Raw genomic sequence first — 13,324 nt, 5'->3', positions numbered from 1 at the left:
TCCACATGGAGAGCCTTTGGCTTCGCGGGCGCCTCGGCAACTCCCCATGGACCGGAGCTGATCGTCGGCCGGTGCCGCCGCTCCTCAGGCCCGGCTGCCCGGCTGGACCGGCAGCGCGGCCAGTCGCCGGTGCAGATAGCCGCCGCCCCATGCCAGTTCGTCCAGCGGCACCGCCGGCTCCAGGCGACGCCAGCGGCCGAGGATCGCGGTCAGGGCCACCGTCAGCTCGAGGCGGGCCAGCGCCGATCCGGGGCAGTAGTGCGGACCCAGGCCGAAGGACAGGTGGCGTGCGGCGGTCGTGCGGTCCGGGTTCAGTGTGCCGGGGTCGGCGTGGCAGCGCGGGTCGTGATTGGCCGAGGCCACGGAGAGCAGGACACCGCTGCCCGCCGGAATGACCGTGTCGCCGAATCGGACGTCCTCCAGCGTCACCCGCTTGGTGCCGAAGGGGCCCGGGGTGTCCCAGCGCAGCAACTCGTCCACCGCACGCGGAATCCTCGACGGTTCGTCGCGCAACGAGTCCTGTACGTCCCGGTGGCCGAGCAACGCCACCAGGCTCATGCCGATCGCCTGAACGGTGCTGTCGAATCCGGCCAGGAACAGCATCGCCAGGAGCGAGGCGACCTCGTCCTCGGTCGCGCCGCCCTGCTGGTGCCAGGCGGCCAGGACGCGGGAGACGACGTCGTCACCCGGAGCGGCTTCGCGGCGGGCCATCTCGCCGCGGACGAACGCGTCGATCCGGGCCACGCTCTCCTCCACGGCCCGGGCGGAGCACCCCGCCTTGTCCGCGAGGAGCGCCACCGGCTGGTACAGCGAAGCCCGTTCCTCCTCTCGCACCTCGAAGACCTCGCACAATGACCGGAACGCGAACGGCCGCGCGAACGCGCCCATCAGCTCGACCGGTCCCCGCCCCCGCGCCGCGTCCGCCGCGTCGAGGAGTTCCAGCGCGTTGAGCTCGATGCGTTCGCGGTGGGCGGCCATGCGCGCCGGGGTGAGTGCCGGTGTCGCCAGGCGGCGGATCCGCGTGTGGTCCGGCGGGTCGTAGTTGACCAGCGTCACGTCCAGAGCGCGTCGGCGTACGTCGGGGTCGGGGACATGGCCGCCGCTCAAGGAGAGCCGGGGGTCGAGGAATCCGGCCCGTACGTCCTCCGCACGGGTCACCACCCACGCCGGCCGTCCGGCGGGCGTCCTGATCCGCGCCACGGGACACGTCTCCCGTATCTCCGCCAGCGTCTCCTCCGGACGGGCCAGGAACCCTGCCCCCAGCGGCTCCGGCAGCCGCTGCCGCCGTGCCGCTGCGGGTGCCGGCGGGGCGGACGGTGCGGCCGTGACGACGGGCTCGGTGTCCATACGGAGGCGTCCTCTCGCGGTCGCGGAGTGTGCGGCGGCCACCGTAGGAACGGCCGGTTGCCCGCCGGTTGGGATCCGGTGGGATTCCGGTATGCGGCCGCCGGCGCCCCGCCTTGCCGCCGGGCCCCGTACGACCCGGCGGCCCCGCGATGCTCGTGCGTGAGGCCCTCATGTGGTCGTGCCGGCCCGGCCAGTTGGTGAGAGACGTCCTGATGCGGAGGGACCCCCGGGTTCCCCGTCCCCACCAGGCATTTCACCACGGCCCAACCAGCCATGAACCGGTGCCGAACCCCCTCCTCCTAGCTTCCTGCCGGTCGGCGAACCGCTGCCGTCCGTCGTCCCGAACGCCCGTCGTATGGAGGACCAACATGGCCGAGAACGTCGAGCCCAACGAGGAGACCACCGAGACCCCCGCGGAGGAGACTCCCGAGGTCGTCGCGCACTCCGCGTCGAACGTCGGCTGGTGCGGGGTGCACCAGGAGTCCGCCGTCGACGAGCCCGAAGTGGTCGCGCACTCCGCGTCGAACGTCGCGTGGTGCGGCGTCCACCAGGAGTCCGCCGTGGACGAGCCCGAGGTGATCGCCCACTCCGAGGAGGACGAGGAGGACACCCCCTGGTGCGTCGTCCACCAGGAGCACAACGCCTGATCGGCTCACCACCGGCGCGGTCCTCCCGGTCGCGGTGGCGCCTGACGCCGCCGCGGCCGGGCCGCGCCCGCCCTCCAACTCCCGCCCTCGCTCCGGAGGTTGCCGTGCCCGGTACGCAGTCCGTCGCCGTCCCCGCCGCCGGGGCCCGTCTGATCCAGTCCCGCAGGGGGTGGTGGTTCCTGGGCGCCGGCGGCTACGCGCTGATGCGCCCCGGCCAGGTGGAGCCCGACGGCACCCTGCGGCCCTCCGCCGAACACTATCTCCGAGAGGCGGGACTGTACGACGTCAAGCCGTACAACTCGTACTCGCTGACCGTACTGACCAGCACGGACTGCAACCTCGGATGCGGCTACTGCTTCCAGAACACCGCGCAGGACCCCAAGGGAGGAAGCCGTCCGCCGCGCATCCAGCACGCCCGGCTGACGCCCGAAGCCGTCGGCCAGGTACTGGACTTCACCCGCGAACGCATGGCCGCCGCCGACATGGACAGGCTGTCGCTGCTGCTCTTCGGCGGCGAACCGCTCCTCAACCCGCGAGGCTGCCGCGACCTGCTCACCAGGGCCGCCGAACTGGGCGACCTCACCGCGTCGATGACCTCCAACGGCACCCTGCTCACACCGCTGATCGCCAAGGAACTCAACGCGGCGGGCCTCGGCTCCGTACAGGTGACCTTCGACGGCGACCGCGCCGACCACGACGCCATCCGGGTACGCCGCTCCGGAGGCGGCACCTTCGACGTCATCGTGTCCAACATCGCCCGCGCCATCGAGAAGACCTCCCTGCGCTGGATGCTGCGCGTCAACGTCTCCCACCTGAACCGCCACGGCGTCGACGACCTGGTCGAAAGGCTCGGCGCCCACCTCGACCCCGCCCGCTGCGGCATCCACTTCGCCCGCGTCGGGGACGTCGGCGTCGGCTACGCCAACAACCTGATGCACGAGAACGGCCTCGTCGACGACTTCGTCCGCTGGCACGCCCGCGCGCTGGAGCTCGGATTCACGGTGGCCCGACCGCGCGCCCATGTTCCCTGCCAGGCCTGCTCCTTCACCGACGGCCGCTACGGCGCGGTCGTCAACGCCGACGGTGTGCTGGCCAGTTGCTGGGAGACCGCGGGCAAGCCCGGCATGGAGGTCGGCACCATCACCGACGGCTACCTCGACGCCGAGCAGACCGAAGGCCGCTGGGTGAGCTGCCACGACCACTACCAGTACGACGAGGAGGCGGCCGTCCGCGTCGTGTTCCAGGACCGGGTCGACGCCGGAGTCCTGGACAGCCTCCACGCCGTGGGGCGGTTGCGATGAAGGGCGCCGGCATCCTGCGTGCCAACGCCGACTTCCGCCGCTACTGGCTCAGTACGACGCTGTCCACGCTCGGCTCACAACTGTCCCTGCTCACGTTCCCGTTGCTCGTCCTGTCCATCGGCGGCAGCGCGGCGCAAGCCGGTACGGTCGCGACCTTCTCCCTGGTGACCCGGACCCTGCTGCGCCTTCCGGCGGGTCAGCTCGCCGACCGGATCGACCGGCAGATGATCATGGTCGGGACCGACCTGATCCGGCTCGTCGCGCTGGCCAGCATTCCCCTGGCGTCGGCACTGGGAGGCCTCGGTCAGGCACACCTCCTCGGCGTCGCGGTGGTCGAGGGCGCGGCCACCGCGCTCTTCGCACCCGCCGCCACGATCGCCGTCCGCGACGTCGTCCCGGAGAAGGACCTCACCGACGCACTGAGCCGCAGCCAGGCCGCCGTCGCGACGAGCTCGCTCATCGGCCCGTTCCTCGGCGGCTGGCTCTACACGATGGACCCGATGCTGCCGTTCACCGCCGACGCCCTCTCCTACGGCGTGTCCGCCGTCCTGCTGCTGCGGATCGCCACCAAACCCCCTCACCAGGTCGCCGCCACCGACCGCGACGACCGGCTCACGGCCGGACTCCGCTGGCTGACACGACAACGGACGCTCCTGGCAGCGCTGTTGTTCGCCGCGGGCATCAACGTCGTCTCGGCTGCGGCCCAGACGACCATGGTGGTCTCCCTGCGGCAGAGCGGCGCGGGCGGGACGGCGATCGGAGCGGTCATGGGCTGCGCGGGCATCGGGGCGATGCTGGGCGCCTCCGCGGCCCCACGACTGATCAAGAGGATCCCCGCCGCTCGTCTGTTCCTGCTGATCGGCATGGTCTGGGCGATCGGCCTCGCCGTCTTCTCCACCACCACGCACCCCTGGACGATCGGCCCCGTGCTGGTCGTGGTCGTCTTCTTCAGCCCGCCCGCCGGCATCGTCGTGGGCCGCGCCATGCTGGCGCTCGCCCCACGCGACCTGCTCGGCAGGGTCAGCACCGCGACCGGACTGGTGATGGCCGGCCTCGCCTCCCTCGGACCGCTCCTCGCGGGCTCCTTCGTGGACTCCCTCGGGGCGAGCCACACCTGGCTGGCCCTCGCCGGCACCGCGGCGTTCGTCACCCTGATTTCGTCGGTACCTCTGCTGCGCGAGACGAGCCTCGACGCCGTGACCGCCGAGGCGAAGAACACCTCCGGACCCGCCGACGCCGCCGGTCCCGCGGACCTGCCCGAGTTCGAGGACACCCACCGTCCCTCCTCCCCTCCGGACACTCCGGCCCTCGCAGGCGCAGGCGCAGGGGCGGGAACGGGCACGGGCAACGCCGACCGGCCCGCGGTCGAAGCGCACGGCGAGGCGATTCCTCCCGGCGGGCCCGAGCCCGAGGACCCGTCCCCTGCGTCCCCCGCGCGACGCCGCGGCACCGGTGACGCCTGAGCCCCGCCCCCCCGCACGCGACCGACGTGATCCGTCCCCCTGGAGCGCCGCGATGACCCAGTCCCCGCCCCGCGACGCCAGGCCGGCGCCCGCCCCGTACACCTACCCACCGGCCCCACGCGGCGGTCCGGTCGAGATCGTCCACGGACAGCGGGTGGCCGACCCCTACCGCTGGCTCGAGAACCCGCTGAACCCCGCCACCACCGCGTGGTGCGCCGTCCAGGACCTGCTCTACGCCGAGGAGGAGGCCCGCTGGCCGGCCCGTGACCCGTTGTTCGCGCAGATCACCGCCCTGCTCGATGGAGGCGGGAGCCGTCCGCCGGTGGCCCGCGGGGCACGGGAGTTCCACATGCTCAGGGAACCCGGGCGCGAACTCGCCGCACTGGCCGTCCGCGAAGCCGGCAGGACACGGATCCTGTTCGACCCGCTGGTGGCCGATCCGGCCGGAACGACGGTGCTCGACACCTGGGAACCGTCCTGGGAAGGCGACCTCGTGGCCGTCCAGGTCTCCTCGGGCGGTACGGAACACTCGGTACTGCGTGTGCTCGACACGGCGACGGGAGAGACGGTCGACGGACCCGTGGACCGGGTGCGCCGTTCGCCCGTGGCCTGGCTGCCGGGCGACCGGGCCTTCTACTACGTCCGCCGACTGCCTCCCGGGGGCGGGCCTGCCGGGGCCGGACCCCGTCGCCGCGTGTATCTGCACCAGGTCGGCACGCGGGCCGAGGAGGACGTGGAGGTCTTCGGGGCCGGACGATCCGACACCCAGTACTACACCGTCGCCACCACCCCCGACGGCCGGCTCTTGATCATCGGTGCCAGTGAGGGCACCTCCCCGCACACCGACCTGTGGACCGCCGACCTGACCCGGACCGGACCCGACCGGCCCGAGCTGCGCCGCCTTCAGCACGCCGCCGACGGCCACACCGCCGTCCGTCCGAGGCCGGGTGGGGGACCGCTGATGCTGAGGACGACGGCCGGTGCCCCGCGCGGCCGGATCGTCACGGTCCCTCGCGACGCCACGAACCCGCGCGAGTCAGCTCCGCGCCACTGGCGCACCCTGGTCGCCGAGCAACCCGACGCCGTACTGCAGGACTTCGCGGTCCTCGACGGTCCGGCACTGGACCGGCCGCTCCTGGTCGTCGTACGAACCCGGCACGCCGTGGCCGAGTTGACGCTGCACGACGCCCGGACCGGCGCCCGGACCGGGACCGTACCACTGCCGGGACGGGGAACGGTCACGTCACTGACCGCACGTCAAGAACCAGGCCACGAGCTGTGGTTCGCCTACACCGACCACACGACGCCCGCCGTCGTCCTCCACTACGACGCCGTGACCGGACACCTGAGCCCCTGGCCCGGCGGCTCCCCCGAAGCGGCCCGCGTCGAGGGCGTGCACGTCACCCAGGAGATAGTGCGCTCCCGCGACGGCACCGAAGTGCGCGTGTTCGTCATGTCCCCCACGGGCCACCCCGACCGACCCCGCCCCGCCGTCCTCACCGGCTACGGCGGCTTCGGCGCCTCCATGACCCCGGGATTCACCCCCCAGGCCATTCCCTGGGTGCGCGCGGGAGGCGTGTACGCGGTGGCCTGCGTGCGCGGCGGGGGAGAAGAGGGCGAGGAGTGGCACCGCGCCGGACGCCGCAAGCACAAGCACAACACCTTCGACGACTTCGACGCGGCGGCGGACCACCTGCTCCGCGACGGATGGGCCGCGCCCGGTCGGCTCGGCGTCCTCGGCAGCTCCAACGGCGGTCTGCTGGCCGCCGCGGCGCTGACCCGCCGCCCGGAGACCTACGGCGCCGTCGTGTGCGCGGCACCCCTGCTCGACATGGTGCGCTACGAACGGTCGGGCATGGGCCCGAGTTGGCGCGACGAGTACGGAAGCGCCGCGGACCCCGCTCAGTTCGCGCACCTCCTCTCGTACTCGCCCTACCACCAGGTACGCGAGGGCGCGCCCTACCCGGCCGTCCTGCTCGCCGTGTTCGAAGGCGACACACGAGTCGACCCCGCCCACGCCCGCAAGATGTGCGCCGCACTGCAATGGGCCGCCACCGGTCACGCACCGGTCGTACTGCGCACCGAGCGCGGCGTCGGACACGGCGCCCGCGCCTCCTCGCGCAGCGCCCGCCTCTACGCGGACGTCATGGCCTTCTTCGCCCACCACCTGGGCCTTCGACTGCCGGGAGACCACTGACATGAACGTGCTCCTGTGCCCGCTCGGCGACCCGGGCTACCTGTATCCCGCACTCGCGGTGGGCCGCGAACTGCGCCGCCGCTCCCACACGGTGCACGTCCTCGCCGGGCCACGAGCCGCGCCGGTGGTGAGCGAGGCAGGCCTGGACCTGTCCGCCGCCACCGACGACGCGGCCCTGTCCGTGGCCCACTGGTCGGTACGCGGCTCCGAGCAGTACACCGAGGTTTCCCGGGCGGTCCGGCGGCTGCGGCCCGACGTCCTGCTCACCTCGGTGCTCAACCACGGCGCGCTCGTGGCCGCCGAGGCCGCCGGCCTGCCGGTCGTCGTGCTCGGACTCGCCGCACACCTGTGGCCCTACCGCTGCGGAGGAGCCGGGCCGGCGGACACGCACGACCGGATGTGGCGGCTGACGGAGACGCTGAAGCACTATCGGGCGGTACGAGAGGTGGCCGGCCTCGCGCCACGACACGACCACCACTCCGACACCCCGCTGCTCGGTACGAGCTTCCTGCTGCGCGGCCACCCCGTCCTGGAGCTGGCCGACGCCGAACTCCCCCCGGTCGTACGACATGTCGGCCCCTGCTGGTGGGAACCGGAGCCCCCGTCCGCCGAACCGCTCCCCGACTCCAAGCCCCTGGCCTACGTCCATCTCGGCCGGACCTTCGGCGGCGGCTCCCTGTGGCCGCGACTCAACGCGGCCTTCACCAGGGGCACTTACCGGGCCGTCGTGGAACTGGGACGCTCGGGCGCCCCCGAAGCCGCCGCGGACGCCGACCTGATCGTCGGTCGCCGCCCCTGGATGGGCCGGCTCGTCGAGCGGGCCGACCTCGTCCTGACGAACGCGACCTCCGCGCCCGTACTCGCCGCCCTCCTCCACGGCAAGCCTCTGCTCGTCGCCCCCAACGGCTCGGAGCAGCAGGTCCTTGCGGCCGCCTGCCTGCGCGCCGGCGTCGCCCGAAGGCTTCCGGAGCCCGGGACCGCCGCCGCGGACCTGCGGGCCGCCGTCGAGGAGACGGCTCACGACGTTCAACTACGGGCGCGCGCCGAGGAGATCGGCGCCGAACTCACCGACGGCAAGAGCGAAACCCGTGCCGCCGACGCCGTGGAATCAGCGGCACGCTGACCGAGAGCGGGCCAGCACGCGGGTGGTGCCCCCGTCCTCCTCCTCGATGTCCCGTACATGCTCGAAACCGACTCGGCGCAGCAGGGCCAGCGAGGCCTGGTTCGGAGCGGCCACGGTGGCGTACACCTCGGCCAGTTGGAGCGTTTCGAAGCCATGGGCGACGATCGCCTCCGCCAGCTCGGTGCCCAGACCGGACCCCCATGTCGCCGGCGCCAGAGCGTAGATGATCTCGTGGCCTGCGACGGTGTCGGTCGGCTTGATCTCGGCATGGCCGACGAGGAGTCCGTCGCGGCGGACGGCCCAGACGTCGAAGAGGTCCTGGGCATAGACCTTCGTGAAGATCCGCCCGAACAGGGCCCGGTCCTCGGCCTCGGAGGACGGGCCGTCCCCCATCCACCGCGACACCCTGGAGTCCTGGAACAGGGTGACGAAGTGGTCCTCGTCCTCGGGGACGTAAGGCTCCAGCAGGAGCCGCTCGGTGCGCAGGGTCGGGGTCACGGTCGGTGACGCTACCCACGCGCGATCCGAGTCCGCAAACCACTTTCGCCCGCCCGGACTGCGCCCGTCCCAGCGCCATGGCGGGACGTGAGGAAGGGGCTGCCGCACGAGATGTGCGGCAGCCCCCGCCTCGCCTCACCCTTCCTGTGCCCCCTGCGGCGGCACCCCTTCCAGGAGTACGTCCCGCAGCGCGGCCACCAGCTCCAGGCCCCGCGCGCGGACCGCCGACGGAGTCTCCTCGTGGCGCCGGTCGTCGATGACCGCGAGGGCCGCCGCGGCCTGACGGGCGAAGAGCGCGAGAAGGTCGAGTTCGGAGAGGCTGGACCGGGACTGCTCGGCGGGGTCGAGCACTTCGAGCACGCCGAGCACCCGGTCGCGGTGGGCGAGGGGTGCCGCCATGAGGGCGTCGGGCACGTACCCCGTCGACTTCGCGACGTCCTTGGCGAACATGCTCTGTTCCCGCAGGTCGTCCGCGATCATGGGTTCACCCGAGACGAGCACCCAGCCCGCCAGACCCCGGCCTGCCGGGAACCGCGAGCCCACGAGGGACTCCTCTCCCTCCCCGGCCACGGCCTGGAAGACCAGTTCGTCGGTCTCCCGGTCGTGCAGCAGGACGGAACTGGCCGCGGCGCCGAAGATGGCCCGCGCGGTGTCGACGACGGACTGCAGCAGATCGTGCTCCGCGCTGCCGACGCGCGTCGCTGGGTCCACGCCGGTGGCGGGGACGAGTCCGGGGGACTGGGTCATGATTCACCTCGGGTTCCTGGTTCGCCGATGCGCACGTTCGCGGCCGAGAGGTAGAGCGCGTGCTTGATCTGGAACGGTGTCAGCTTCGGGCGGGTGCCGAGCAGGCGTGCGCACATCCCGCTGATGAAGGGGGTGGCGAAACTGTTGCCCGTGGTGCGGATGGTCTTGCCGCCCGTCCAGGCCACCTGCACGTTCTGGCCGGGGGCGAAGAACTCGACGGGTGGCGCCGGGTTGTAGAGGAAGAGCCCGGAGTCGTCCTCGCGGTGCGTGCCGACCGAGATGACGGAGGAGAACCGCCAGGGGAAGCTCTCCACCGGGGTGTTGTGGGCGGAGGCCACCAGCGTGGTCCCGGTGAAGAACGCCTGGTCGGCCAGGGCCCGTAGCGTTTCCAGGAACTTCGGACGGGTCGTGGACAGACTGAGGTTGACCACGTCGAAGCCCTGGTCGACGGCCCACCGCAACCCGGTGAGCAGGGCCTCGCCCGTGCCGGTGAAGCCCTCGCCCAGCACCCGCACGCTGTGCAGCTCGCAGGCGGGCGCCACACGCCGGACGATGCCGGCGCAGGCGGTTCCGTGCCCGCAGCCGTCGCCCGCGCCGTCGGGCAGCCGTCCGCTGTCGACGACGTGCAGGCCTCCGTCGGGGGCGGGCGCCACCTCGTAGGAGCCCTGGACGGTGCCGACCGAGGGATGGCCGCACTCGACTCCCGTATCGACCACGCACACTCGCACCCCGGCGCCGTCCGACCACTCCGAGGGGTCGGCGGGCACATCGGGCACCGTGTCGGCGAGCATCGTGAGGTCCTCGGGGGAGCGGTCACGCAGGCTCCAGGTGAGCCCTGCCGCCGTTCCTGTGGTCATGCGGTCCCGCCTTCCCGTCGGGCCGGGCGTTCCGCGTCCCGGACCGTGGCCGTCATCTCGTCGGCGAGCGCGGACGCGCGGTCCGTGCCCGGCCGGTGTCCCTTGGCGGCGAAGTACTCCCGCGCCGTGTGCGCCTCCCGCGCCGCCTCGCCGGTCGGACCGAGCACGCGCACCACCTGAGCCCGGTCGAGGGCGGCCGTGCCGCGTACGAGCGGGGAGTCCGTCTCGCCGGCCGCCGCGACGGCCCGGTCCGCGCAGGCGCGCGCGAGGTCCGGTTCACCGGCGAGGGCCAGGGCGCGGGCTCGCAGTCCGTACGCGTCGGCGGACTCGGCGGGAGGCAGGCCGGACGCCTCGGGGTCAGGCAGCGCCGCCGCCTCCGCCGGTTCACCCTGGTCCAGCAGGATCCGCGCCCGCTCCCGGGCGATGCCGGGAAGAGCGCCCGTGGCGCCGAGTTCGCGTCCCGCGCGGGCCGCCTCGTCGAGCAGGGTCAGACCCCGGGCCGGTGTACCGGTCAGCGCCTCGACCTCCGCGGCGAACAGCGGGATGAACAGGGCGCTCTCCGCGTAGCCGAGGCCGCGGGCCAGGCGTGCCGCTTCGGCCAGCCGTTCGTGCGCCTCCTCGGGCCGGCCTTGCAGGGCCAGGAGTACGGCGAGCGGGCAGCCGAGCGTGGCCCGGACGGTCGGCCGGCCGGACCCGTGGGCCGTCAGCAGTTCCTCGCAGCGGGCCACGGCTCGCGCGACCGGGGTGGGTCCGCGCCACAGGGAGATGCCGACCGCGCCGAGCGCCAGCGCGCGTTCGGGTTCGGCGTCGGCGCGGTCGGCGTGGTCCAGGGCCCGGTGGAGCAGTTCCTCGGCCTCCCCGTGCAGTCCGCGCCGCTGACGGTCCTGGGCGATCCGGACACAGGCGCCGGCGATGCCCTGGTCGTCGCCCGCCCGGGTGAACAGGGGGAGCGCGGCCTCGGCCACCTCGGCCGCGGACCCGTGGCGCGGGTCGAGCGCGGTGAGGGCGAGCCGGGCGTGGGCGGCGCCGAGCGGATCACCGGCCCGGTCCGCCGCGTCGAGCGCGTCCGCCAGCAGTTCCCGGCCGCGTTCGGGCTCACCGCGGGCGACCTTCGTCTCGCCGAGCCGGCGGGCGGCCTCGCGGGCGACGGGCTCGCCCGGGGTGGCCAGGTCCGAGGCCTGGGTGAGCAGGTCTTCCGCCCAGGGGAGGTCGGAGCGGGCCAGGGCGGCGGCTCCGGCCCGGGTGAGCAGATCCGCGGCGCGAGCGCGCAGGGTGTCGGTGTCGTCGTCGTTGATGCCCAGTTCGGTGAGCAGACGGTGGGCGCGCGCCAGGTGGGAGCCGACGGCGGCGTCACCCGCGTCGTGGCGGACGAGGACGCCGGCGGCGTGTTCGTGGCGCCGGGCCCGTACCTTCTTGGCCATGCCGCGGTACGCCGTCTCCTGCACCAGGGCGCTGCCGAACCGGAGGAGGGAGCCGGCGGACCGGGAGCGGCCGCCGGACTCGATGAGGCGGCGTCGTACGAGGCCGCGCAGCAGACCGCCGGGAGGCTCCGTCGGCCCGGCGGGCTCCTCGGCGGTGGCCAGTTCGGTCAGGTCGGCGCGCTGGAACTCCCGTCCCAGGACGGCGGCCACCTGCAACAGCGTGCGCTCCTCCGGCGGCAGCGCGTCGATGCGGGCGCCGAGCAGGGCGTGCACGGTCAGCGGCAGGTCGTCGGACTCGGCGGACATGGCCGTCAGGTGTTCGAGGTAGAGCGGATTGCCCTCCGCGCGCTCGAGCGCGCCCTCCAGGACGCCCTGCCGGTGGGCCGCCACCTCGACGAGTTCGCCGACGAGAGCGGCGGCCTCCTCCCGGCTGAGCGGGGTGAGCATCAGCGACGCGGACCGCATGCGCCCGCTGCCCCAGCCGGGACGGGTCTCGAGCAGTTCCGGACGCGCGACGCACACCAGGGCCACGGGGGAGCGGTCGAGCTCGTCCAGCAGCCGGTCCGCCATGTCGAGGAGGGGTTCGGACGCCCAGTGGCAGTCGTCGAGGACGAGCACCACGGGCCGTTCACGGGACAGCACGTCCAGGAGGCAGGCCAGGGCCATGAGGGTGTCGTCCGCCGACGGGCTGGGCGTGCCGTCCGCGAACAGGCCGGTCCGCAGCAGACGCAGGGCCTCTTCGGCCTCCGTCCGCTCGGGGGACGGGAGTTGGGCGAGGGCGGTGTCCTCGCCCACGGCCGCGAGGACCTGGCGTACGGCTTCGGCGAGCGGCGACAGGGAGCCCGTCTCGCCGTAGGGGCGGCACCGGCCCTCGCCGTACGCGGGGGAGTCCCGCAGCCATTCGCGCAGCAGGCGGGTCTTGCCGAGGCCCGCCTCGCCGTAGACGGTCACCAGGTACGAACGCGGGTCGGTCTCCAACTTGCTTGACAGGAGCCGGAGTTCGGCCAGCTCCTGCTCGCGTCCGATGAAGGGGGTGTCGAACCGGCGGGCCCGTTCCGGGTCGTCCTCGTGCAGGGCGACCAGGCGGTGGGCCGGGAAGGGGGCCCCGACTCCCTTGAGGGAGAGGGATCCGGCAGACTCGGTGACCGCCGTGGGACCGGCGGCACGCAGCGTGGCCGGGCCGATGAGGATGTCCCCCGCGCCCGCGTGCTGTTCGAGCCGGGCCGCGATGTTGACGACCTCGCCGGAGACCAGGGCCTGCCGGGCGGCGGGATCGGCGCTGACCACCACCTCACCGGTGTTCACGCCGATGCGGACGGCGAGGCGTACGCCGTGGGCCCGCTCCAGTTCGGCGTTGAGCCCGTGGAGGCCGCCGACCATGCCGCGCGCGGCGGCGAGTGCCCGGTGGGCGTCGTCCTCGTGGCGTACGGGCACACCGAAGACCGCCATCACGGCGTCGCCGATGAACTTCTCCACCGTGCCGCCGTGTTCCTCGATCCGCGCCCGCATCAGCGCGAAGTAGCGCAGGGTGACCGTGCGCAAGGTCTCCGGGTCGAGCCGGCCGGACAGGGCCGTCGAGCCGACGAGGTCGCAGAAGAGGACGGTCACGACCCGGCGTTCCTCGGCCGCGGCGGTGTCGCCCGCGGCCACGCACGCCGTTCCGCACCGGGGGCAGAACGCCGCGCCGTCCGGCGGGGGTTCGGGACACCGCGGGCACTTCATG

The 13,324-nt window shown here is 73.5% G+C and carries 10 protein-coding genes; 5 read left to right on the top strand and 5 right to left on the bottom strand.

The genetic code is table 11. The features are described 5' to 3' along the window. Nucleotides 1–84 precede the first annotated feature (84 nt). A complete protein-coding gene (locus ACFRIC_RS01230) occupies nt 85–1,347 on the bottom strand; it encodes a cytochrome P450 (RefSeq protein WP_382778392.1) in 1,263 nt (420 codons plus the stop codon). Between the two features lie 368 nt (nt 1,348–1,715). Here ACFRIC_RS01230 and ACFRIC_RS01225 point away from each other — a divergent pair, with 368 nt between their 5' ends. The 5 genes from ACFRIC_RS01225 (at nt 1,716) to ACFRIC_RS01205 (ending at nt 8,078) form a co-directional block, all read left to right on the top strand. After that, nucleotides 1,716–1,994: a hypothetical protein gene (locus ACFRIC_RS01225; RefSeq protein WP_382778391.1), complete on the top strand. Its 279-nt coding sequence runs from the start codon at nt 1,716–1,718 to the stop codon at nt 1,992–1,994. 104 nt (nt 1,995–2,098) lie between these two features. Beyond that, on the top strand, nt 2,099–3,295 hold the full coding sequence (locus ACFRIC_RS01220; protein WP_382778390.1) for a radical SAM protein: 1,197 nt from the start codon (nt 2,099–2,101) through the stop codon (nt 3,293–3,295). Next, nucleotides 3,292–4,758, top strand: a complete 1,467-nt coding sequence (locus ACFRIC_RS01215; RefSeq protein ID WP_382778389.1) for an MFS transporter — start codon at nt 3,292–3,294, stop codon at nt 4,756–4,758. Before ACFRIC_RS01220 ends, ACFRIC_RS01215 begins: the two co-directional genes overlap by 4 nt. Before the next feature lie 52 nt (nt 4,759–4,810). After that, nucleotides 4,811–6,955 carry a prolyl oligopeptidase family protein gene (locus ACFRIC_RS01210; RefSeq protein WP_382778388.1) on the top strand — a complete coding sequence of 715 codons (2,145 nt, stop codon included), beginning with the start codon at nt 4,811–4,813 and terminating at the stop codon, nt 6,953–6,955. 1 nt (nt 6,956) lies between these two features. Continuing rightward, a complete protein-coding gene (locus ACFRIC_RS01205; RefSeq protein ID WP_382778387.1) occupies nt 6,957–8,078 on the top strand; it encodes a glycosyltransferase in 1,122 nt (373 codons plus the stop codon). Here ACFRIC_RS01205 and ACFRIC_RS01200 read toward each other — a convergent pair. The 4 genes from ACFRIC_RS01200 to ACFRIC_RS01185 all read right to left on the bottom strand — a co-directional run bounded on the left by ACFRIC_RS01200 (nt 8,064) and on the right by ACFRIC_RS01185 (nt 13,323). Then, nucleotides 8,064–8,576, bottom strand: a complete 513-nt coding sequence (locus ACFRIC_RS01200) for a GNAT family N-acetyltransferase (RefSeq protein ID WP_382778386.1) — start codon at nt 8,574–8,576, stop codon at nt 8,064–8,066. The two genes, ACFRIC_RS01205 and ACFRIC_RS01200, sit on opposite strands and share 15 nt — an antisense overlap. 135 nt (nt 8,577–8,711) lie before the next feature. Continuing rightward, nucleotides 8,712–9,323 (bottom strand): GAF domain-containing protein, encoded by a 612-nt coding sequence (locus tag ACFRIC_RS01195; RefSeq protein WP_382778385.1) that lies wholly within the window; start codon nt 9,321–9,323, stop codon nt 8,712–8,714. After that, a complete protein-coding gene (locus ACFRIC_RS01190; RefSeq protein ID WP_382778384.1) occupies nt 9,320–10,180 on the bottom strand; it encodes a S8 family serine peptidase in 861 nt (286 codons plus the stop codon). The genes ACFRIC_RS01195 and ACFRIC_RS01190 overlap by 4 nt, the downstream gene beginning before the upstream one ends. Next, entirely contained in the window at nt 10,177–13,323 is a 3,147-nt protein-coding gene (locus ACFRIC_RS01185; protein WP_382778860.1) for an AAA family ATPase, read from the bottom strand. The genes ACFRIC_RS01190 and ACFRIC_RS01185 overlap by 4 nt, the downstream gene beginning before the upstream one ends. Nucleotide 13,324: the final 1 nt, after the last annotated feature.

Origin of the sequence: Streptomyces sp. NPDC056738, from assembly GCF_042790435.1 — a bacterium.
In the GTDB taxonomy this organism is placed as follows: domain Bacteria; phylum Actinomycetota; class Actinomycetes; order Streptomycetales; family Streptomycetaceae; genus Streptomyces.
Note: the sequence above shows the minus strand (reverse complement) of the source record. Positions and strands in the feature narration are given on the sequence as shown.